Origin of the sequence: Comamonas endophytica (assembly GCF_023634805.2) — a bacterium.
In the GTDB taxonomy this organism is placed as follows: Bacteria; Pseudomonadota; Gammaproteobacteria; order Burkholderiales; family Burkholderiaceae_C; genus Comamonas; species Comamonas endophytica.
Genome location: NZ_CP106881.1, coordinates 1085241 through 1107099 on the forward strand (window position 1 = coordinate 1085241; position 21859 = coordinate 1107099).

Below are 21859 nucleotides of genomic sequence, written 5' to 3' on the forward strand. Positions count from 1 at the left end.
CATGGATTTCAACTTTTCCGAAGACCAGCAGCAATTGCGCGACGCGGTGCGCCGCTGGGTCGACAAGGGCTATTCCTTCGAACGTCGGCGCACCGAGGTGGCCGGGGGCGGCTTTTCACGCGCGACCTATGGCGAGCTGGCCGAGCTGGGCCTGACGGCGCTGGTCGTGCCCGAGGCGCATGGCGGCCTGGGCCAGGGGGCGGTCGAGGTGATGGTGGCGATGGAGGAGCTGGGCCGCGGCATCGTGCTGGCGCCGCTGGCGCAGGCCGTGGTCGCCAGCGCCGTGCTGTGCCAGTACGCGCCCGCCGCGGTGCAGGCGCTGTGGCAGCCGCGCATCGCCAGTGGCGATGCGCTGGTGGTTCTGGCGCACCAGGAGCGCAAGGCGCGCTACAGGCTCGATGAATGCAGCGCCAGGGCGGTGGCCGGCGGCAGCGGGCATCTGCTGACCGGGCTCAAGAGCCTGGTGCCGGCGGGCGACCAGGCCGATGCCTTTCTGGTGCCGGCGAAGCTCGACGACCAGATCGCGCTGTTCCTGGTCGAGCGCGCCGCGGCCGGCGTGCGCACGCGCGGCTATGTGACCCAGGACGGCAGCCGCGCCGCCGAGCTCGAGTGCACCGATTCCCCGGCGACGCTGCTGACGCACAACGGGCTCACGGCCTTGACGCTGGCCATGGACGTGGCCAACGCGGCGCTCTGCGCCGAAGCCGTGGGCGTCATGGAGCAGACGCTGGCCATCACCGTGGACTACATGAACCAGCGCAAGCAGTTCGGCGTGGCCATCGCCAGCTTCCAGGCGCTGCGCCACCGCGTGGCGGACATGAAGATGCAGCTCGAACTCGCGCGCTCGATGAGCTACTACGCCAGCCTGAAGATCACCGCCCCGGCCGCCGAACGCCACCTGGCCGTGGCGCGCGCGCGCGTGCAGCTGGGCCAGGCGATGCGCTTCATCGGCCAGCAGGCGGTGCAGCTGCACGGCGGCATCGGCGTGACCGACGAGTACATCGTCAGCCACTATTTCAAGCGCCTGACGCAGATGGAAATGACGTTCGGCGACAGCCTGCACCATCTTTGCGAGGTGTCGGCGGGGATGCAGGAGACGGCGGGGGTGTTTGCCTGAACTTTCAGGTCAGCTGGTAATTGACGGGCTGCAGCGGGGCCGGCACGTCCGGGTCGCCGAGCGACTCGAGCAGGCTGATCTCGATGCCGCGGCAGATGGTGTCGAGCGGCAGGTCGTTGCTCTCCAGGCCGAAAGGCTCCTCCAGCTCGTCTCCCAGCGCGTCCAGGCCAAAGAAGGTATAGGCAACGATGGCCACGACGAACGGCGTCATGAAACCGGTGATGTCGACCAGGCCGAAGGGCAGCAGGAAGCAGTACATGTACGCCGTGCGGTGCAGCAGCAGCGCATAGGAAAAGGGCATGGGCGTGTGACGGATGCGTTCGCACGAGGCCGCCACGGCCTGCATCCTGGTCAGCGTGGTGTCCATTGCCGCCGCCAGGCAGGGATCGATCTCGCCGCGGCGCACGCAGCCGCCCAGGTCCCGGCCCATGCTCAGCATCAACGCATCGGCGTGCCTGCCCGCAGGCTTGCCGCGCAGCGACTCCCACTCCTGCGGCGTGACCCAGCGCTGCACCTCGGGCCCGGACTGCCCACGCAGCTGCAGGCGCAGCGCATGCGCGTAGGCAATCGCACGGTGGACCATGCGCACGCGCACGTCGCTGACGCGCATGTCGCTGACGCGCTGAGAGGGATCGATGGGCTGGGGCAGCTGCAGCAGGCCCAGGCACTGGCGCGCCAGCGTGCGCGCCTGGATCACCAGTTCGCCCCAGAGCTTGCGCCCTTCCCAGTAGCGGGCGTAGGCGGTGTTGTTGCGAAAGCCCAGGAAGATCGCCAGCGGCAGGCCGATCAGCGTGAAGGGAATGGGCGTCAGCGTGATCTTCACGGAAAACAGGCTGCCGTGGGCCAGGGTCACCAGCACCGCCAGCAGCGTGTTGAAGGCGAGGGAAACGCGGATGCGCTGCAGCACCGAGCCCCGCAAGATAAGGAAAAGCCGGAAACCAGCCGGGCGCTCGCGGACGATCATTGCAGGGCAGTCAGTGGAAAGGTGGATATTGGAGCATGCATGCCGGTGGCTTTCAGACATTCCTGAGATTCACACAGGCAGGTAATGGACGCTTCGTCTGGGGATGCGCACTCCGCCCTCCCCGCTGCAGATGCGGCCCGTCGTGAAACGATGCTTTTGCCCAGGCGCAACGCTGGACAGAATGCAGCCCCATGAACGCCATAGATCCTGTCGCCAAATTCGACCACTCGCGCGCCGCGGAGTATGAGACGCAAAGCCGGATTGCGCTTGCCGGCTACGATGCCTGCCACGAGCTGGGCGCATGCCTGCTGTCCGCCCACCTGGGCTCCGCTGCCAAGACCATCCTGGTGGCTGGCGCCGGCGGCACCGGCCAGGAGATCCGCGCAATGGGCCGGCTCGAGCCGCATTGGCGCTTTGTCGCGGCCGACCCCTCGGCGGCGATGCTCGAGCAGGCAATGCAGCGCGTGCACAGCGAAAAGCTTTCGCACCGCGTGCAGGCGTTCGACCTTCCTGTCGAGGCCCTGCCCATGGCGCCGCGCTTCGACGCGGCAACTCTCATCGGGGTGCTGCACCATGTTCCCAGCGCAGATGCCAAGCATGGCCTTCTGCGCGCCCTTGCCGAGCGCCTGCAGCCAGGCGCGCCGCTGATCATCGCCGGCAATTGCCACGTCTATGAGTCGCAGCCCCTGTTTCTGCAAGCCTGGGCCCGGCGCTGGCGCATGGCCGGGGCCAGCGAAGCCGAGGTCGCGGCAAAGCTGGGGAAGATCCGTTCGGGTGCAGTGCCGCCAGGCTCCGAAGCCGAAGTCGAGGCCCTGCTGGCGCAGGCGGGGTTCGCCAGGCCGCTGCGCTTTTTCTCCAGCCTTTTCTGGAGCGCCTGGATCGCCTTCAAGGGCTGAGGGACTGCTGCACACCACAGGTTCGAGCCGGACTCGTCGATGGATGCCTTGAGTTGAGAAAGGTGTTTCCACCCGAGCATGGTGCCCGTCCATCCTTCGACAGGCTCAGGACGAACGGTTATGGAATGCCCTGCGCCAGGGTGCCCTGCGCCAGGGTGCCCTGCGCCAGGATGCCCTGCGCCAGGATGCCCTGCGCCAGGGTGCCCTGCGCAGTCTTAATACGAACAGGCTGTGGATCCGTTCGTCCTGAGCTTGTCGAAGGATGAGCGGCCGTACCGCGAGAAAAGTTCGAAGGCATCCGCAGACACCTCCGCCCGCTCAAGACAGACAGCCGTCCGGCGCGAGCTCCCGGTCCTGGAAGCTCGCGCATGTCGCTCTCAGTTCTCGATTTTCGCGAACTGCACGATCTTGCCGTACTTGGCAATCTCGGCGTTGATGTACCGGCCGGCGTCGATCTTGGGATCGGCCACCACGTTGCCGGTTTCTTCCATCTTCTTGCGGAACTCGGGCGAGGCCATGGTTTCGACCAGAGCCTTCTTGAGCTTGGCGGCGATGGGTGCGGGCAGGCCCTTGGGAGCCATCATCGCGAACCAGGAGTTGATGTCCACGTTCTTGAACTGGGGCAGCTCCGACAGCGCGGGGATGTCGGGCGTGATGGCCGAGCGCTTGGCTTCGGTGGTGCCCAGCGCGACGACCTTGCCGGCCTTGATCTGCGGCAGGCCCGAGGACAGTACGAACACGCCGTATTCGATGTTGTTGCCCACCAGGTCGGTGGTCAGCGGCGCCACGCCCTTGTAGGGGATGTGGGCCATGTCGAGCTTGCCCTGCTCCTTGATCAGCTCGCCTGCCAGGTGCAGTGCCGTGCCCACGCCGGAGCTGCCGTAGCTGAACTTGCCGGGGTTCTTGGCGGTCTGCTCGATGAATTCGGAGGCGTTCTTCACGCCGGCCTTCTGCGATGCCACCAGCACCATGGGCTGCGAGCCGACGATGCCGATGGGCGTGAAGTCGTCGATGGTGTACTTCACGGCCTTGTTGATCAGGCGCGCGATGGCGATCTCGTTGTTGGCGCCGACCATGATGGTGTAGCCGTCGGGAGTGGACTTGGCGACCTTCTGCGCGCCGATGGCGCCACCGGCGCCGCCGAGGTTTTCCACCACGACCGGCTGGCCCAGGCGTGCCGACAGGCCATCGGCCACCAGGCGGCCCACCAGGTCGGTGCTGCCGCCCGGAGGATAGCCCACGACCATGGTGATGGCCCGGTTGGGATAGTTGTTGTCGGCGGCAAAGGAAGGCAGGGCGACGGCTGCGGCCATCAGCAGGCCAGCGGCCACGGCGGTACGGCGGAGAATCTGGGTGGTTTGCATGGTAGATCCGGGGTCTTCAAGGGCGGGGTAGCGTAGGACTGCAACGCATTTGCGTGAAAGACATAAGCTGTTGCAATTTTTGCATATCAAGGTTTGGCAGACCAAGTGTCCGGGTTTATCCCAATCCGGACATTGGGAAATAAGGGGGAATAAGCCCGTTCATCCGTAGATCCCCAGCAAGCTCAAGATCAGGAAGAACGGGACGCAGCCCCAGGCTGCTCAGGCCGAAGGGGCTTTACCCGCGGACCATGGCCCGCTGCATCAGCTCCACGCCCGCCATGAAGTCATCGATCTCCATCGCTTCATGCGGATTGTGCGAGCCGTTCTCGTTGCGGATGAAGACCATCGCCGAGGGCACGCCGGCGTTGGCGAACACCGCCGCATCGTGGCCCGCGCCGCTGGCGATGCGCTCGAGCTTCCCGCCCGGTTCGGCGGCGGCTTCGAGGCGGTCGAGCCATCCGGCATCCATCGTCGCCGGCTCGGTGAACAGGCGCTCGTCGAATTCGAAGCGCACGCCGCGCGCGCGCTCGATGGCGGCGCACTCCTCGCGCATCAGGGTGTAGAAGCGCTCGAGCGTCTGCGTGTCCTGGCTGCGCACCTCGAAGCTGAACGCCACCTCGCCGGGAATCACCGACACCGCATGCGACTGCGTGGAGGTCGAGCAGATGCCGGTGGTCATCACCATGTCCATGCCCATCTGCAGCAGCACGCGCCAGTGCTCGTCCATGCGCGACAGCAGTTCCGCCACGGCCAGCAGCGCGTCCTTGCGCAGCCAGCGCGGCACCGCGCCCGAGTGCCCGGTCTCGCCGATGCAGCGGATCAGGTTGTGGCGCACGTTGCCGCGGATGCCGGTGACCAGCGCCACCGGCCAGCCGCGGTTGACCATGACCGGGCCCTGCTCGATATGCAGCTCGAGGTAGGCGGCGATGTCCGCGGTGTCGACCAGCGCCTCGCCGCGCTGGATGGCGCCCACGTCGGCGCCACAGCGCTCCATGGCCTGGCTCAATGTATCCACGCCATCGCGGCGCGGGCGCGCCAGCGTGCCCGCGGGCAGCTTGCCCAGCAGCGACAGCGAGCCCAGGTAGGCCTTGCCGTACCAGGCGCTTTCCTCGCCGCGCAGCGCCAGCACGCGCACTGGCGCCGATTCCTCGTGCCGCCCGCGCAGGCCCAGCAGGACCAGCATGCCGGCGACGATGCCCGCCAGGCCGTCGAAGTTGCCGCCCTGCGGCACCGAGTCGGCATGCGAGCCGATCACCAGATACGGTTGCTGGCGCTCGTCCTCGGGCAGGCTCAGCCACAGGTTGCCGGCGCGGTCGGTCTCGGAACGGAGGTCCAGCGTCCGGGCGCGCTGCGAAAGAATGCGCATGGCGGTGTTCTCGCCCTTGCCATAGCTCTCGCGCGTCACGCCCAGGCCGTCGCGCGTGGCCTCGCGGATCTCGGCCAGCAGCGACAGCGCCAGTTCGCGGGTATCGGCAGGGGTCAGGGTGGCGCAGGCAATCATGCTCCGGTCCCTCCGTTGCGGATGGACCAGGCCACGGGCGAGGCCGTGAAGTCGGCCAGCGTCGCCTGCTGCGCCGGGCTCAGCTGCCCGCTGGCCAGCAGGGCCTCGTGCAGATGCTTCCAGGTGGCCAGCGCATGCAGCGACAGCTGGTGCTCGTTCAGGGTGCGCGCTTCCTGCGCGTACAGCGCATAGTCCAGCAGCACCAGCACGTCCTCGATCACCGGGCCGGCGCGGCGCAGCGCCGCCACGGTGCCGGCCTTGGAGCGGCCGTCGGTGGTCACGTCGTCGACCAGCAGCACCTTGGCATTTTCCGGCAGGCGGCCTTCGAGCTGGGCCGTGATGTCCCAGCCCACGGGACGCTTGCGCAGGTACAGCATCGGCAGCTCCAGGCGCTCGGCCAGCCAGGCGCCAAAGGCGATGCCCGAGCTCTCGGTGCCGACGATGGCGTTGATGCCGCGCGCGGCGAGCAGCGGCTTCACACGGCGCGCGGCGATGTCCATGATCTCGCGGCGCAACGCGACATCCGACATCAGCAGCTGGGCGTCGATATAGACCGGGCTGGCCCAGCCCGAGGTGTAGATGAAGGGCTGGTGCGCGGCGATGCGCACCGCGCCCAGCGCCACCAGGGCCTGGGCAACGCGCGGCGCGTCGGAATCGGAAAGAAGCATGAACGTATCCGTGGGCAAAAGGGCATGGTAAGAATCCAGGCCGCGCACCGGAAGTGGCTAAAATTCCTCGAGCCGTTCCAAACCGCGATGGCTCAGGCCATTTCCTTCCCACTGGCGCCATGTCCGACTTCACCTCGCCGCGCAGCTTCCTGCGCCAGATCGACCTCGCCTCGCTGGACCTGTTCGTGCTGATCTGCGAATGGGGCAGCATCGCGCGCGCGGCCGAGCACGGCGGAATGGTGGCTTCGGCCGTGAGCAAGCGCATTGCCGAGCTGGAAGCGCTGGCGCGCACCCCGTTGCTGCTGCGCCACGCGCGCGGCGTGCGGCCAACCCCCGCGGGCGAGCTGCTGCTGGCGCATGCGCGCACCATCCTGCAGGGGGTGGAACACCTGCGCGACGACTTGAGCGAATACGCGCGCGGCGTGCGCGGGCTGGTGCGGCTGAGCGCCAATGCCTCCGCCGTCGAGCAGTTCCTGCCCGAGCACATCGCCGCGTTTGCCGGCCAGCATCCCGATATCCGCATCGACCTGCGCCAGGCCACCAGCCGCAACGTGGCGCGCGCGGTGCGCGACCATCTGGCCGACCTGGGGGTCTGCAGCCCTTCCGACGAGGCCGAGGGGCTGGAATCGCGGCCCTACCGGCGCGAGCGCATGGTGCTGATCATGCCGCGCGCCCATCCTCTGGCAAAGCACCGGGAACTGGCCTACGAGGAGGCGCTGGACTATGCGCAGATCGGGCTGCGCGACAGCTCCACGGTGCAGGAGATGCTCGACCGCCAGGCGCGCGCCGGCCGGCGCATGCTGCGCCAGCGCATCGAGGTCGACAGCCTGAGCGCGATGTGCCGCATGATCGAATGCGGGCTGGGCGTGGGCGTGATGCCCGAAGGCGCGTACCAGCGGCTGGGCGATGCGCGTGATCTGCATGCGGTGCCGCTGACCGATGCCTGGGCCGAGCGCAGCCTCAATCTGTACGCCACCCGCTTCGAAGACCTGCCGGCGCCGGCGCGGCACTTTGCCGCGGCCCTGGCGCCTCAATGAGAGCAGTCCCGCATCCTTGAGTTCCTTGGCAGATGCGCTATGAGGAATTCCATCTGGTCCGCCAGGATGCGCCGGTTGCGCAGGATGAAATCCTCCCAGAGGCTGGGCACGTAAGGTGCGTAGAGCAGCGGCATGCGCGCCTGCTCGGGCGTGCGCGCACCCTTGCGGTGGTTGCAGGGGCGGCAGGCCGTGACCACGTTCATCCAGTGGTCCTGGCCGCGCGCGGACTGCGGCAGGATGTGCTCGCGCGTGAGCTCATGGTCGGCAAAGCGCTGGCCGCAGTAGGCGCAGATGCAGCGGTCGCGCGCGAACAGCTTGCCGTTGGTGAGGCCGGGCTTGAGCGCATGCGGGTTGATGGCCGGCATGCCGCGCGTGCCGATGATGCTGTTGATCTCGATGACCGACTGCAGTCCGGTGCGCGCGTTGTGGCCGCCATGGAAGCGGGCGATGGCGCCGCCCGACTCCCAGCGCACGGCATCGGCGGCGTAATACAACACCGCCTGCTCGAGCGTGATCCAGGACTGGGGCAGTCCCTGCGCGGACAATTTCAGCACCTTCACAACCGGCCTCCTTTGCAACCCACATCGCCCAAGGAACATCGACCCGACCACGACCATCCGCCGCGTGGGCCGACCTGTCTCTGGCAATATACTCGCTTTCCCGCAAGAACCGGCAGGCGGCGCTGCAGGGACCAGCGCGCATCGCCCGCCAAACAAAGCATATTGATGAAGATCTTCCGCGGCTTCCAGCACGCCGGGCGCGAACCCGCCTGTGCCCTGACGATCGGCAATTTCGACGGGGTGCACCGCGGCCACCAGGCGATGCTGTCGCTGCTGGCCGGCGAGGCGCGCCAGCGCGGCGTCGCCACCTGCGTGCTGACCTTCGAGCCCCATCCGCGCGACTATTTCGCCCAGGCGCTGAACCAGCCGGGACTGGCGCCCGCGCGCATCTGCACGCTGCGCGACAAGCTCAGCGCGCTCGAGCGCTGCGGCGTCGACCAGGTAGTGGTGCTGCCCTTCAACGAGCGGCTGGCGCGCCAGTCGCCGCAGGCCTTCATCGACGAGGTGCTGGTCGCGGGCCTGGGCGCGCGCTATGTGCTGGTGGGCGACGACTTCCGCTTCGGCGCGCGGCGCGCGGGCGACTACGCGATGCTCGATGCCGCGGGGCAGCGCGCGGGCTTCGACGTGGCGCGCATGAACAGCTATGAAGTGCATGGCCTGCGCGTGTCGAGCTCGGCCGTGCGCGAGGCCCTGGCCGCGGGCCGCATGGACGAGGCCGCGCGCCTGCTGGGCCACCCCTACACCATCTCCGGCCATGTGCTGCACGGCCGCAAGCTCGGCCGCCAGCTGGCCGAGTCGCGCCCCGGCGCGAACGACGGCTTCCGCACGCTGAACCTGCGCTTCGCGCACTGGAAGCCCGCCGCCGGAGGCATCTTCGCGGTGCTGGTGCACGGGCTGTCGCAGCAGCCGCTGCAGGGCGTGGCCAACCTCGGCGTGCGCCCTTCGCTCGACCCGAACGACGTCAACGGCGGGCGTGTGCTGCTCGAGACGCATTGCCTCGATTGGCCCGGGCACCTGGGGGCCGAAGGGGCATACGGTAAAATCATCCGCGTGGAACTTCTGCACAAACTGCATGACGAGCTGAAGTACGACAGTCTGCAAGCCCTCACCGAGGGCATTGCCCGGGACTGCGATGAAGCGCGCGCGCTGTTTGCCACGCTGCCCGCGCCGATCTACACCGAGACCCGTCGCCAGACCACCCGCGACCGAATTTGACGCGCGCCCCGCGCTTCCAGGGGCCGGGCCCGTCGCCTGCGCTCCGCTCCCGCCCCGCTTTCCATGCCCGGGCTCATGTCCCGGGCAACGCTTCGCTTTGAAGGTTTCCATGTCCGATCAAGCCAAAAACACCCCCGCCGCGAGCAGCTACCGCAGCACGCTGAACATGCCCGACACCCCGTTCCCGATGCGCGGCGACCTGCCCAAGCGCGAAGCGGGCTGGGCCCAGGAATGGGACGACAAGGGCATCTACAAGAAGCTACGCGACGCGCGCTGCGGCGCGCCCAAGTTCATCCTGCACGACGGCCCGCCGTATGCCAACGGCCAGATCCACATCGGCCACGCGGTCAACAAGGTGCTCAAGGACATGATCGTCAAGAGCCGCCAGCTCGAGGGCTTCGACGCGCTGTACGTGCCGGGCTGGGACTGCCACGGCCTGCCGATCGAGAACGCCATCGAGAAGCTGCACGGGCGCAACCTGCCGCGCGACGAGATGCAGGCCAAGAGCCGCGCCTTCGCCACCGCGCAGATCGCCCAGCAGATGGCCGACTTCAAGCGCCTGGGCGTGCTCGGCGACTGGGACAATCCCTACAAGACCATGAACTTCGCCAACGAGGCCGCCGAGCTGCGCGCCCTGAAGCGCGTCATGGAGCGCGGCTATGTGTACCGCGGCCTCAAGCCCGTCTACTGGTGCTTCGACTGCGGCTCCTCGCTGGCCGAGTTCGAGATCGAATACGCCGACAAGAAGAGCCAGACGCTGGACGTGATGTTCCCCACGGCCGAGCCCGAGAAGCTGGCCGCGGCCTTTGGCCTGCCCCAGCTTTCCAAGCCCGCCGCGATCGTCATCTGGACCACCACCGCCTGGACCATCCCCGCGAACCAGGCGCTCAACGTCAACCCGGCGCTGGAATACAGCCTGGTCGACACCGAGCGCGGCCTGCTGATCGTCGCCAGCGCGCTGGTCGACAAATGCCTGGAGCGCTGGTCGCTGCAAGGCACGGTGATCGCCAAGGCGCTGGGCGAGAAGCTCGACCACCTGAACTTCCGCCACCCGCTGGCCGAGGTCGATGCCGGTTTCGACCGCCTGTCGCCGGTGTACCTGGCCGACTACGCCACCGCCGACGACGGCACGGGTATCGTGCACTCGGCACCCGCCTATGGCGTGGACGACTTCAACTCCTGCGTCGCCAACGGCATGGAGTACGACAGCATCCTCAACCCGGTGCAGGGCAACGGCGTGTACGCGCCCGAGCTGCCGCTGTTCGACGGCCAGCATATCTGGAAGGCGGCGCCGGTCATCATCGACACGCTGCGCGCAGCCGGCCGCCTGCTCGATACCCAGACCATCACCCACAGCTACCCGCACTGCTGGCGCCACAAGACGCCGGTGATCTACCGCGCCGCGGCCCAGTGGTTCGTGCGCATGGACGAGGGCGAAGGCGTGTTCACCAAGGACAAGGCGCCGGGCACGCTGCGCGAGACCGCGCTGGCGGCCATCGAGCAGACCGCGTTCTATCCCGAGAACGGCAAGGAGCGCCTGCGCGCGATGATCGCCGGGCGCCCCGACTGGTGCATCTCGCGCCAGCGCAGCTGGGGCGTGCCGCTGCCCTTCTTCCTGCATGTCGATTCGGGTGAACTGCACCCGCGCACCATGGAGATCATCGACCAGGCCGCGGCCATGATCGAGCAGGGCGGCATCGAGGCCTGGAGCCGCGTGAGCACCGAGGAGATCCTGGGCGCCGAGGAAGCCGCCCAGTACACCAAGAGCACCGACATCCTGGAGGTCTGGTTCGATTCCGGCTCGACCTTCTGGCATGTGATGCGCGGCACCCACCCCGACATGCACCATGACAGCGGCCCCGAAGCCGACCTGTACCTGGAAGGCCACGACCAGCACCGCGGCTGGTTCCACTCCTCGCTGCTGCTGTCGGCCGCGATCTTCGGCCGCGCGCCCTACCGCGGCCTGCTGACGCATGGCTTCACGGTGGACGGCCAGGGCAAGAAGATGAGCAAGTCGGTGGGCAACACCGTGGCGCCGCAGGACGTGTCGAGCAAGCTGGGCGCGGAGATCATCCGCCTGTGGGTGGCCTCGACCGATTACTCGGGCGACCTGGCCATCGACGACAAGATCCTGGCGCGCGTGGTCGATGCCTACCGCCGCATCCGCAACACGCTGCGCTTCCTGCTGGCCAACGTCAGCGATTTCGATCCGGCCGCCGACAGCGTGCCCTTCGAGCAGATGCTCGAGATCGACCGCTACGCGCTGGCGCGCGCGCACCAGCTGCAGGGCGAGATCCTCGGCCACTACCAGGTCTACGAGTTCCACCCGGTGGTCGCCAAGCTGCAGCTGTACTGCTCGGAGGACCTGGGCGGCTTCTACCTCGACGTGCTCAAGGACCGGCTCTACACCAGCGCCCCCAAGAGCCTGGCGCGGCGCTCGGCGCAGACCGCGCTGTGGCAGATCACCCATGCGATGCTGCGCTGGATGGCGCCCTTCCTGTCGTTCACCGCCGAGGAAGCCTGGAAGATCTTCGGCGACAGCGAGACCATCTTCCTGGAGAAGTTCATCGACCTGCCGGCGGGCGACGCGGGTCTGCTGGCCAAGTGGGCACGCATCCGCGAGATCCGCGACCTGGTCAACAAGGACATCGAGGCCGTGCGCGGCACGGGCCAGGTCGGCTCCTCGCTGCAGGCCGAGGTCACGCTGGCCGCTGCGCACGAGGACCTGGAGCTGCTGCAGAGCCTGGGCGACGACCTGAAGTTCGTATTCATCACCTCGGCCGCGCAGGCGGTGGCGGGCGAAGCGCTGCAGGCCGGCGTGGCGCCGAGCGCGCACGACAAGTGCGAGCGCTGCTGGCATTACCGCGAGGACGTGGGCGCCAACCCCGCGTATCCGACGCTGTGCGGCCGCTGCGACAGCAACCTGCATGGAGCCGGTGAAAACCGCGTGGCCGCATGATGGCGCCGGTCACCACCTCCGCAAGCCGCCCGGCCATCTGGCCGTGGCTGGTCTGGGCCCTGGCGCTGATCGCCGTGGACCAGCTGACCAAGGAATGGATCCTGGCGCATTACCAGCTGGGCGACTACACGCCTATCACGGGCTTCTTCAACATCGTGCGCGCGCACAACACCGGCGCGGCCTTCTCCTTCCTGGCCGATGCCGGCGGCTGGCAGCGCTGGCTGTTCACGGGCATCGGCGTGGTGGCGACGGTGGTCATCGTCTGGCAGCTGCACACCCACCGCGGCCAGAAGCTGCTGGGCCTGGCGCTGTCGAGCATCCTGGGCGGCGCGATCGGCAATGTGGTGGACCGTTTGCAGCACGGCTATGTCGTGGACTTCCTGGACTTCTACTGGGGCGCCTCGCACTTTCCGGCGTTCAATGTGGCGGACATGGCGATCAGCGTCGGGGCGGTGTTGTTGATCGTTGATGAACTGCGGCGGATGAGGAAGAAGAGCATTGCTTGATCGAGAGCCGGCCCCGGGCTAGAGGGCTGGCCGTCCATCCTTCGACAGGCTCAGGACGAACGGTAGTTGTCTCGTTCGCCCTGAGCCAGTCGAAGGATGGACGGCCAGTCTGATGAACAAGGCATGCCGTAAGCACTAGAGCGCAAACGAACGGTTGAAGAGCGTTGCGCCAGTTTCAGAACCCAGTCTCACCCGCATCACCAAGCCTCGCCGTAGGTCAAACGCGCCAAAACGCGCAAAAACGCGTCATTTCAACCATTCTTCTGGCGCGGGCGCGAGCATGACGCTATAGTGTCCGGCTCAGCCCATGAAACACTTACTCAACCTACTGGCCGCCGTCGCACTGCTCGTGTGGGGCACCCACATGGTTCGGACCGGGGTCTTGCGCGTCTTCGGTGCGAATCTGCGCAATCTGCTTGCCCGCAGCATGGGCAACCGCGTGTCCGCGATGATTTCGGGGATAGGCGTCACGGCGCTGGTGCAGTCGAGCACCGCGACCTCGCTGATGACCTCCTCCTTCGTCGGCCAGGGCCTGATCACCCTGCCCTCGGCGCTGGCCGTCATGCGCGGCGCCGATGTGGGCACGGCAATGATGTCGGTGCTTTTTGCCACCGACCTTTCCTGGCTGTCGCCATTGCTGATCTTCGTCGGAGTCGTGCTGTTCATCACGCGCCAGGACAGCACCCCGGGGCGCATCGGCCGGGTGCTGATCGGCCTGGGCGTGATGCTGCTGGCGCTGCGCCTGGTGGTCGAAGCCACCGAGCCGCTGGTGGAGTCCCCCGTCATCCGCACGCTGCTGGGCTCGATGACCAGCGATATCTTCCTCGAGCTGCTGATGGGCGCGGTGCTGGCCATCATGGCCTATTCCAGCCTGGCCATCGTGCTGCTGATCGCCGCCATGGCCAGCTCGGGCGCGGTGCCGCTCGAAGTGGCGCTGGGGCTGGTGCTGGGCGCGAACCTGGGCAGCGGCATGGTGGCGGTGCTCACCACGGCCAAGTCCAGCGTCGAGGTGCGCCAGGTGACCATCGGCAACATGCTGTTCAAGCTGATGGGCGTGGCGCTGGCGCTGCCCTGCATCGGACTGTGGATGGAGCATGTGCGGCCGGTCATCGGCGGCGGCGCGCGCAACGTGGTGCTGTTCCACCTGGCGTTCAATGTCTTCAACACGCTGTTCTTCATCGGCATGACGCACATGGTGGCCAAATGGGTGACCACGCTGCTGCCCAAGCCCGAGCCGGGCTCGGGCAACCCGCTGCGCCCGCGCCACCTCGATGCCTCGGCGCTGGCCACGCCCTCGCTGGCCATCTCCTGCGCCGCGCGCGAGGCGCTGCACCAGGCCGACGTGGTGGAAGCGATGCTGATCGGCATGCACAAGGTCGTGGTCAATGACGACCTCAAGCTCTCGACCGAGCTGCGCCACCTGGACGACACCGTCGACGAGCTGTACTCGGCCATCAAGTACTACATGACCAAGATCTCGCGCGCCGAACTCGACGAGAAGGAAGGCCAGCGCTGGACCGAAGTCATCAGCTTCACCATCAACATGGAGCAGATCGGCGACCTGATCGAGCGCGTGCTGCAGGACATCGAGACCAAGAAGATCAGGAAGGGCCGGCAATTTTCCGCGGCCGGCATGCAGGAGATCAACGACCTGCATGCGCGCCTGCTGGCCAATCTGCGCCTGGCGATGAGCGTGTTCCTCACCGGCAACGTGCGCGATGCGCAGAAGCTGCTGGAGGAGAAGGCGCGTTTCCGCGACCTGGAGCTCGCCTATTCGGCCTCGCACCTGGCGCGCCTTTCGGACAAGACGGTGCCCAGCATCGAGACCAGCTCGCTGCACATCGACCTGATCAGCGAACTCAAGCGCATCAACTCGCTGCTGTGCTCGGTGGCCTATCCGATCCTGGAATCGGCCGGGGCGCTGGCGCCGAGCCGGCTGCGGGAGACGCCGCTGCCGCAGCAGAAGTGACGAGGCCGGGTAGTGGCCCGGACAGTTCTCCTGCCTATAGACGCACCCTTCGATCCTTCGACAGGCTCAGGATCAGGGCGAACGGGGGGAGATGGGGCGCGCGGTTAGAAGTCCGCTCGTCCTGAGCCTGTCGAAGGATGACGGGCCACCCGCTCAAAAACCCCAGTAGGCTGCCCACACCAGCGCCGCCTCCGGCGTGAATTTCTCCTCGCCGGCCCAGGCCTGCACCTGCTCCGGCGGCAGCAGCGCAAAACCCTGCACTTCCCCATCCTGGTTGCCGGGCTCCACCCCGTCGGGCACCGTGGCCACAAACCAGTGGATGCGCTCGCGGATATAGCCGCAGCCATCACCCTCGTCGCTGGGCTGGTTCAATTCAAAAACGCCGCCGTGGCGCAGGTCGCGCAGTTGGGCCAGATGCAGCCCCGCTTCCTCCCAGGTCTCACGCTCTAGCGCGGTATCCAGGCTGTCCTGCGCCGATACCATGCCGCCCATCAGCGTATCCCAGCGGCTCGGGTACATCGCCTTGTCGGCCGCGCGCTGCTGCACCCAGAGCCGGCCGTCGGGCGCGACGCCCACCAGATGCACGGCCTCGGTGACGATGCCCAGCACGCGCACTGCGCCGCGCTCCACAGTGGCGACCTGCTCGCCTTCAGTGCTGCGCACCGCGATCTGCTCATCGCGCCAGGGCCCGCAGCGGCCGTCGGCGCGCAGCACCTGGGCCAGGCGGTTCAGCGCCAGGCTCGCATCTTCGCCTGCCTCGGCCTGCAGCCACCAGCTGATGGAATCATCCGCATCGCGCGACGCGAGATCGATGGCCATCGCGCGCAGGTTGTCCAGCCCCAGGTCCGGCAGCAGCCCGCGCTGCACCGAGCCCACGGCCCGGCCCGCGACATGCAGCGCCTCGCGCGGCAGCAGCGGCGGCTGGCTCGCGATCGCGCGTTCGCGTGCCACCCAGGCCGGCAGCGTGCTCATAGCGTCAGGATGGTCGAGCCCGTGGTCTTGCGCGCCTCGAGGTCGCGGTGGGCCTGCTGCACGTCGCGCAGCGCATAGCGCTGGTCGATGTGGATCTTGACGGCGCCGCTTTGCACCACGGCAAACAGGTCTTCGGCCATGGCCTGGCAGGACTCGCGTGTGGCGATGTGGTTATAGACCGTCTGGCGCGTGACGTAGAGCGAGCGCGCCGCCAGCAGCGAGGGCGCGAAGGCCGGCACCGGCCCCGAGGCGTTGCCGAAGCAGACCATCAGGCCGAAGGTGCGCAGGCACTTGAGCGAGCCTTCCCAGGTGTCCTTGCCCACCGAGTCGTAGACCACCTTCACGCCGGTGCCGCCGGTGATCTCGCGCACGCGTTCGGCGAAGTCCTCGCGGCGGTAGTTGATCGCGTGCGCCGCGCCGTTGTCCAGCGCCAGCTGGCATTTCTCGTCGCTGCCGGCGGTGCCGATCAACTGCAGGCCCAGGGCGCGCGCCCACTGGCAGGCAATCAGTCCGACCCCGCCCGCCGCCGCATGGAACAGCACGAAGTCGCCGGCTTGCAGGCCCTCGACGGGCCGGACCTTCTTGAGCAGATACTGCACCGTCAGGCCCTTGAGCATCATCGCCGCGCCGGTCTCGAAGGAGATGTCGTCCGGCAGGCGGCACACGCGGTCGGCGGGCATGACCCGCGCCTCGCAGTACGAACCCGGCGGGTTGCTGGTGTAGGCCGCGCGGTCGCCGACCCGCAGATGCTCCACGCCCGGGCCTACGGCCTCGATCACGCCCGCGCCCTCCATGCCCAGGCGCAGCGGCAGCTCCAGCGGATAGAGGCCGCTGCGCTGGTAGACATCGATGTAGTTGAGCCCCACCGCCTTGTGGCGGATGCGCACCTCGCCCGGGCCGGGCTCCCCCACCGCCACCTCGACCAGCGCCATTTGCTCGGGGCCGCCGGGTTGCGCGATCTGCACTGCCATGTTCATCGCTGTCTCCTTGAAAAACCACAGATCAGGCCCGGCCCCCGCCGGGCCGCCGACTCAGAAGCTGCCCGGATACAGGCCGCCGTCAGGCAGGATGTTCTGTCCCGTCATATAGCCCGCATGCTGGCTGCACAGGAAGGCGCAGATCGCGCCGAATTCCTGTGCGTTGCCGAAGCGGCGCGCGGGGATCTGCTTCATGCTGGCTTCGCTGATCTCGTCGATGCTCTTGCCGGTCTTGCTGGCCGCGGCCTGCATCGTGCCCTGCAGGCGGTCGGTGGCGAACTTGCCCGGCAGCAGGTTGTTGATGGTCACTCCCTTGCCGGCAATGGCGCTGCGCGCAGCGCCGGCGACGAAGCCGGTCAGGCCGCTGCGCGCGCCATTGGACAGGCCCAGGATGTCGATGGGGGCCTTCACGGCGCTGGAGGTGATGTTCACGATGCGGCCAAAGCCGCGCGCCGCCATGCCGTCCACCGTGGCCTTGATCAGCTCGATGGGCGTGAGCATGTTGGCGTCCACCGCCTTCATCCAGGCCTCGCGGTCCCAGTCGCGGAAGTCGCCGGGCGGCGGGCCGCCGGCGTTGGTCACGACAATGTCGAAGTCGGTGCCCGGGCCGCCGGCTGCGGCAAACACCGCGGCGCGGCCTTCGGGCGTGGTGATGTCGGCGGCGGCGGCAATGACCTTGCCTGCGCCCGGCAGTGCCGCCAGGCGCGCAGCAGCCTCGGCCAGTGCCTCGGGGTTGCGCGCGTTGATCACCAGGTTCACGCCCTCGCCTGCCAGCGCCTGCGCGCAGCCATAGCCCAGACCCTTGCTCGCGCCGCACACCAGCGCCCACTTGCCTGCAATACCCAAATCCATGAAATAAGTCTCCGTCTGCCGTTGCAAGACCGGGGCCTCAAGCGCGCCCCGGCACCCAAAAATCCATACAGGCTTTGAATATATCCGCGCCTCGCTGCCGGCGCCTGACCTACGTGCCGCGCAGGCGAAAAAAAACGGCACCCGAAGGTGCCGTTCTTGTTTTCGTGCCAGGGGCAGCGGGTCGTCAATCCTCGACGAACGCTTCCTCGCGGCGGTTCTTCACCGCAGGCAGCAGCACGATGACCAGCAGGATCACGGCCAAAGCCAGGAAGCTGGCGGAGATCGGACGCGTCACGAACACGCTCCAGTCGCCGCGCGACAGCAGCAGCGCACGGCGCAGGTTCTCTTCCATCATCGGGCCCAGGATGAAGCCCAGCAGCAGCGGTGCGGGTTCGGTGCCCAGCTTGTGGAACACGTAGCCAACGAAACCGAAGATACCCACCATCCACACGTCGAACTCGCTGTTCTTCGTGCCGTACACACCGATCGCGCAGAACAGCACGATGGCGGGGAACAGCCAGCGGTAGGGCACCGTCAGCAGCTTGATCCAGACGCCGATCAGCGGCAGGTTCAGGATGATCAGCATCAGGTTGCCGAGCCACATCGAGGCGATCAGGCCCCAGAACAGTTCCGGGTTGCTGGTCATGACCTGGGGACCAGGCTGGATGTTGTGGATCGTCATGGCACCCACCATCAGCGCCATCACGGCGTTCGGGGGGATACCCAGCGTCAGCAGGGGAATGAACGAGGTCTGCGAACCGGCGTTGTTGGCCGACTCGGGAGCGCACACGCCGCGGATGTTGCCCTGACCGAAAGGAACTTCGCCCGGCTTGAGCTTGGTCTTCTTCTCGATCGTGTAGGCAGCGAAGGCCGACAGCATCGCGCCGCCACCAGGCAGGATACCCAGCGAGGAACCCAGTGCCGTGCCGCGCAGCATGGCGGGGATCATGCGCTTGAAGTCTTCGCCGGTGGGCATCAGGCCCTTCACCTTGGCGGTGAACACTTCGCGCTCGTCTTCGGGCTTGGACAGGTTGGCGATGATTTCGCCGTAGCCGAACACACCCATGGCGATCACGACGAAGTCGATGCCGTCGGTCAGTTCGGGGATGTCGAAGCTATAGCGGGCCACGCCGGAGTTCACGTCGGTGCCGATCATGCCGAACAGCAGGCCCAGCACGATCATCGCGATGGCCTTGAGCAGCGAGCCCGAAGCCAGCACCACGGCGCCGATCAGGCCCAGGGTCATCAGCGAGAAGTACTCGGCAGGGCCGAACTTGAAGGCGACTTCCGTCAGCGGAGGCGCGAAGGCGGCCAGGATGATGGTGCCGACGCAGCCTGCGAAGAACGAACCGATGCCGGCAGCGGCCAGCGCGGGACCCGCACGGCCCTTGCGCGCCATCTGGTAGCCGTCGATCACGGTCACCACGGACGAGGATTCGCCCGGCAGGTTCACCAGAATCGCGGTGGTCGAGCCGCCATACTGCGCGCCGTAGTAGATACCGGCCAGCATGATCAGCGCCGCCACCGGAGGCAGGGCGTAGGTCGCGGGCAGCAGCATGGCGATGGTCGCCACGGGGCCGATGCCCGGCAGGATGCCGATCAGGGTACCCAACAGACAGCCGATGAAGCAGTAAATCAGGTTTTGGAAAGTGAAGGCAACGCCGAAGCCCATTGCCAAGTTGTCAAGAAGTTCCACGAACTATGCTCCCTTAACCGGTGATGAAGCTAGGCCACACGGGGAACTGCAGATTCAGCGCCCAGACGAAAGCCACATAGCTGCCCACTGCCAGAACCGTTGCCAGGATCAGCACTTCCTTCGGGTTGAAGGAGTGGCCGCCCAGGCTGGCGATGAACACCAGTGCGTAAATGGCAACGATCAGACCAAACTGGGGAATGCCGAAAGCCGGAACGCCGACCAGCAGGATGCCGAAGGCGAAGTTGGCGGCCAGAACGAAGAAGACCTGCTTCCAGGCCCACTTGCCGATCTTGTCGCCGTCGGCGGTTTCGACGATCAGGCCGGTGGCGGCAATGGCCAGGCCCAGGATCGACATCAGCACGCCCAGGATCAGCGGGAAGTACCCGGGACCCATGCGTGCGCCCGTGCCGACGTTGTAGTCCGTGGCGCCGATCGCGAAGGCGAGACCGACGGCCAAGAACATCAGACCGGCAAAAAAGTCTTTTTGACTCTTGATTTTCACAAAAATGTCTCCTAGACGGAAATCACGATGGGGCGATTGTGGGGCCGCTCAAGTTGTGTCCGAATGTGGATTCCACCTACAAACCACATTCGCCAAGACATGCTTGTGGTCATGCGAAATCGGGCTGCGGCCCGCATGCAGCCTGGGTTTGCGGATTTTCAAAGGAGCTTGCGGGCGAAGCACCCAAGGGTTTGTACCAGGGGGCGGTTCAGCCCAGCATCGGGGTGCTGCTGACCACTTCCGGCAGGGTCGTGAGCCCCTCCGCCACGCGCAGCGCGCCCGCCAGCCGCAGTGGGCGCATGCCATCGGCCACGGCCTGGCGGCGCAGCCCGTCGATGGAGGGCGCGGAATGGATCAGCGCCTTGAGCTCCTCGCCCACCGCCAGCAGCTCGTAGAGGCCGGTGCGGCCCTTGAAGCCGGTCATGCGGCATTCGGTGCAGCCCACGGGCTGGTAGGGTCGGTAGCCGCCGTTGAGCTTCCAGGGCTTGACGGCCTCGGCCAGCTGCTCGCGCGTGGCGGATTCGTCGGGCTGCTTGCACTGCGGGCACAGCGTGCGCACCAGCCGCTGCGCCAGCACCCCGAGCAGGGTGGCGTTGATCAGGTAGGGCGGCACGCCCAGCTCCATCAACCGGCTGATGGCACTGGGCGCGTCGTTGGTGTGCAGCGTGGAGAACACCAGGTGGCCGGTGAGCGCGGCCTGCACCGCCATCTCGGCCGTCGCCAGGTCGCGGATCTCGCCGACCATGAGGATGTCCGGGTCCTGGCGCATCAGCGCGCGCAGGCCTTCGGTGAAGCCGAAATCGAGCTGCGGCTGGACCTGGGTCTGGTTGAAGGCGGGCTCGATCATCTCGATCGGGTCCTCGACGGTGCTGACGTTGACTTCCTCGGTCGCCAGGCGCTTGAGCGTGGCATACAGCGTGGTGGTCTTGCCCGAGCCCGTGGGGCCCGTCACGAGGATGATGCCGTGCGGATGGCGCACCAGCGATTCCCAGCGCTGCGCGTCGTGCGGCGCGAAGCCCAGGGCCGCGAGGTCCTTGACGGCGTTGTCGGGGTCGAAGATGCGCATCACCATCTTCTCGCCAAAGGCCGTGGGCAGCGTCGACAAACGCATTTCCACCTCGACCCCGCGCGGGTTGCGCGTCTTGATGCGCCCGTCCTGCGGGCGGCGCTTTTCGACCACGTCCATGCGGCCCAGCAGCTTGACGCGCGCCACCATCGCGCTGAGCACGCCCATCGGCAGGTGGTAGACCGGGTGCAGCACGCCGTCGATGCGGAAACGGATCACGCCCTGCTCGCGCCGCGGCTCGAGGTGGATGTCGCTCGCGCGCTGGTCGAAGGCGTATTGCCACAGCCAGTCGACCACGCGCACCACGCCCTGGTCGTTGGCATCGAGCTGCTTGCTGGAGTTGCCCAGCTCGACCAGTTGCTCGAAGCTGGCGCTGCTGGCCGCGCCGCCGCTTTTCTGCGCGGCGCGCACCGACTTCGCCAGCGCGAAGAATTCCGCCGTCAGCCGCTTGATGTCCAAGGGGTTGGACATGACCCGGCGCACCTTGCGCCGCGCCTGGCGCTCGACCTCGGCGACCCAGTCGTCGATCAGCGGCTCGGAAGTGGCGACCACCACCTCGTCGGGCGTGACCTGCACCGGCAGCACGCGGTGGCGCTCGGCGTAGCTCGCGCTCATGGTCTCGGCAATGCGCCCGGCATCGACGCGCAGCGGGTCGATGCGCAGGTAGGCCAGGCCGCAGCGCTGCGCCACATACTGCGTCAGCGCCTCGACATCGAGCGGCTCGCTGCCATCGGCGCGGACCATCGCGACATGCGCCAGCCGCACCAGCGGATGCAGGCTGCTCTCGGCCTGCGAGCAGCGCACGATGGTGCGCTCGGCCTCCTCGGCCGTGATCACGCCATCGGCCTGCAGCCAGCGCACGATGGAGCGCCAGTGCAGCGGGCCGGATTCGGCTGTGCCGCCAGAGGATGGAGGCATAGGCACAGAGGAAGCAATGGTGGAAGACATGCAGCCAATGTAAACGCTGGCGCGGCCGCTCACCCTTCGATCCTTCGACAGGGCCGCCCAGGCAAGCTCAGGATCAGGGCGAACGGTAAA

18 protein-coding genes are annotated in these 21859 nt (G+C 67.3%); 7 read left to right on the forward strand and 11 right to left on the reverse strand.

Annotation, left to right across the window (positions count from 1 at the left end):
• Position 1: 1 nt before the first annotated feature.
• Positions 2-1117 carry an acyl-CoA dehydrogenase family protein gene (locus M9799_RS04745; RefSeq protein WP_231043583.1) on the forward strand — a complete coding sequence of 372 codons (1116 nt, stop codon included), beginning with the start codon at positions 2-4 and terminating at the stop codon, positions 1115-1117.
• 4 nt (positions 1118-1121) lie between these two features.
• Here the strand turns inward: M9799_RS04745 and M9799_RS04750 are convergent, their stop codons facing one another.
• Positions 1122-2081 carry a bestrophin family protein gene (locus M9799_RS04750; protein WP_231043582.1) on the reverse strand — a complete coding sequence of 320 codons (960 nt, stop codon included), beginning with the start codon at positions 2079-2081 and terminating at the stop codon, positions 1122-1124.
• A 191-nt stretch (positions 2082-2272) separates the two neighbouring features.
• Here M9799_RS04750 and M9799_RS04755 point away from each other — a divergent pair, with 191 nt between their 5' ends.
• Entirely contained in the window at positions 2273-2977 is a 705-nt protein-coding gene (locus M9799_RS04755; protein WP_231043581.1) for a class I SAM-dependent methyltransferase, read from the forward strand.
• Positions 2978-3354: 377 nt separating this feature from the next.
• Here M9799_RS04755 and M9799_RS04760 read toward each other — a convergent pair whose 3' ends face one another.
• The 3 genes from M9799_RS04760 to M9799_RS04770 all read right to left on the reverse strand — a co-directional run bounded on the left by M9799_RS04760 (position 3355) and on the right by M9799_RS04770 (position 6510).
• Positions 3355-4341, reverse strand: coding sequence for a Bug family tripartite tricarboxylate transporter substrate binding protein (locus M9799_RS04760; protein WP_231043580.1), 987 nt, complete (start codon positions 4339-4341; stop codon positions 3355-3357).
• 235 nt (positions 4342-4576) lie between these two features.
• Positions 4577-5842 carry a hydantoinase/carbamoylase family amidase gene (locus M9799_RS04765; protein ID WP_231043579.1) on the reverse strand — a complete coding sequence of 422 codons (1266 nt, stop codon included), beginning with the start codon at positions 5840-5842 and terminating at the stop codon, positions 4577-4579.
• On the reverse strand, positions 5839-6510 hold the full coding sequence (locus M9799_RS04770; RefSeq protein ID WP_231043578.1) for an orotate phosphoribosyltransferase: 672 nt from the start codon (positions 6508-6510) through the stop codon (positions 5839-5841). Before M9799_RS04770 ends, M9799_RS04765 begins: the two co-directional genes overlap by 4 nt.
• Before the next feature lie 119 nt (positions 6511-6629).
• Between M9799_RS04770 and M9799_RS04775 the strand changes: the two genes are divergently transcribed.
• The gene (locus M9799_RS04775; RefSeq protein ID WP_231043577.1) at positions 6630-7547 is read left to right on the forward strand and encodes a LysR family transcriptional regulator; all 918 of its coding nucleotides are present in this window, start codon (positions 6630-6632) and stop codon (positions 7545-7547) included.
• Here M9799_RS04775 and M9799_RS04780 read toward each other — a convergent pair.
• Entirely contained in the window at positions 7541-8107 is a 567-nt protein-coding gene (locus M9799_RS04780; protein WP_231043576.1) for an HNH endonuclease, read from the reverse strand. The genes M9799_RS04775 and M9799_RS04780 overlap by 7 nt on opposite strands.
• 165 nt (positions 8108-8272) lie before the next feature.
• Between M9799_RS04780 and M9799_RS04785 the strand changes: the two genes are divergently transcribed.
• From M9799_RS04785 to M9799_RS04800, 4 genes are all read left to right on the forward strand, one after another.
• On the forward strand, positions 8273-9322 hold the full coding sequence (locus M9799_RS04785) for a bifunctional riboflavin kinase/FAD synthetase (RefSeq protein WP_231043575.1): 1050 nt from the start codon (positions 8273-8275) through the stop codon (positions 9320-9322).
• A gap of 109 nt (positions 9323-9431) precedes the next feature.
• Positions 9432-12281 (forward strand): isoleucine--tRNA ligase, encoded by a 2850-nt coding sequence (ileS, locus tag M9799_RS04790; RefSeq protein ID WP_231043574.1) that lies wholly within the window; start codon positions 9432-9434, stop codon positions 12279-12281.
• Entirely contained in the window at positions 12278-12787 is a 510-nt protein-coding gene (lspA, locus tag M9799_RS04795) for a signal peptidase II (protein WP_377007380.1), read from the forward strand. Before ileS ends, lspA begins: the two co-directional genes overlap by 4 nt.
• 307 nt (positions 12788-13094) lie before the next feature.
• Entirely contained in the window at positions 13095-14756 is a 1662-nt protein-coding gene (locus M9799_RS04800) for a Na/Pi cotransporter family protein (protein WP_231043573.1), read from the forward strand.
• A gap of 153 nt (positions 14757-14909) precedes the next feature.
• On the opposite strand, the gene M9799_RS04805 is transcribed toward M9799_RS04800, so the two are convergent.
• From M9799_RS04805 to tfpB, 6 genes are all read right to left on the reverse strand, one after another.
• On the reverse strand, positions 14910-15728 hold the full coding sequence (locus M9799_RS04805; protein ID WP_231043572.1) for an NUDIX hydrolase: 819 nt from the start codon (positions 15726-15728) through the stop codon (positions 14910-14912).
• Complete coding sequence (locus M9799_RS04810; RefSeq protein ID WP_231043571.1) at positions 15725-16705, reverse strand: quinone oxidoreductase family protein; 981 nt, start codon at positions 16703-16705, stop codon at positions 15725-15727. Before M9799_RS04810 ends, M9799_RS04805 begins: the two co-directional genes overlap by 4 nt.
• Positions 16706-16759: 54 nt before the next feature.
• Positions 16760-17557, reverse strand: a complete 798-nt coding sequence (locus M9799_RS04815) for an SDR family oxidoreductase (RefSeq protein WP_231043570.1) — start codon at positions 17555-17557, stop codon at positions 16760-16762.
• 184 nt (positions 17558-17741) lie between these two features.
• Positions 17742-19253, reverse strand: coding sequence for a tripartite tricarboxylate transporter permease (locus M9799_RS04820; RefSeq protein WP_231043569.1), 1512 nt, complete (start codon positions 19251-19253; stop codon positions 17742-17744).
• A gap of 13 nt (positions 19254-19266) precedes the next feature.
• Positions 19267-19755, reverse strand: a complete 489-nt coding sequence (locus M9799_RS04825) for a tripartite tricarboxylate transporter TctB family protein (protein ID WP_231043568.1) — start codon at positions 19753-19755, stop codon at positions 19267-19269.
• A gap of 208 nt (positions 19756-19963) precedes the next feature.
• Positions 19964-21769: a type IV pilus assembly ATPase TfpB gene (tfpB, locus tag M9799_RS04830; RefSeq protein ID WP_231043567.1), complete on the reverse strand. Its 1806-nt coding sequence runs from the start codon at positions 21767-21769 to the stop codon at positions 19964-19966.
• Between the last annotated feature and the right edge of the window lie 90 nt (positions 21770-21859).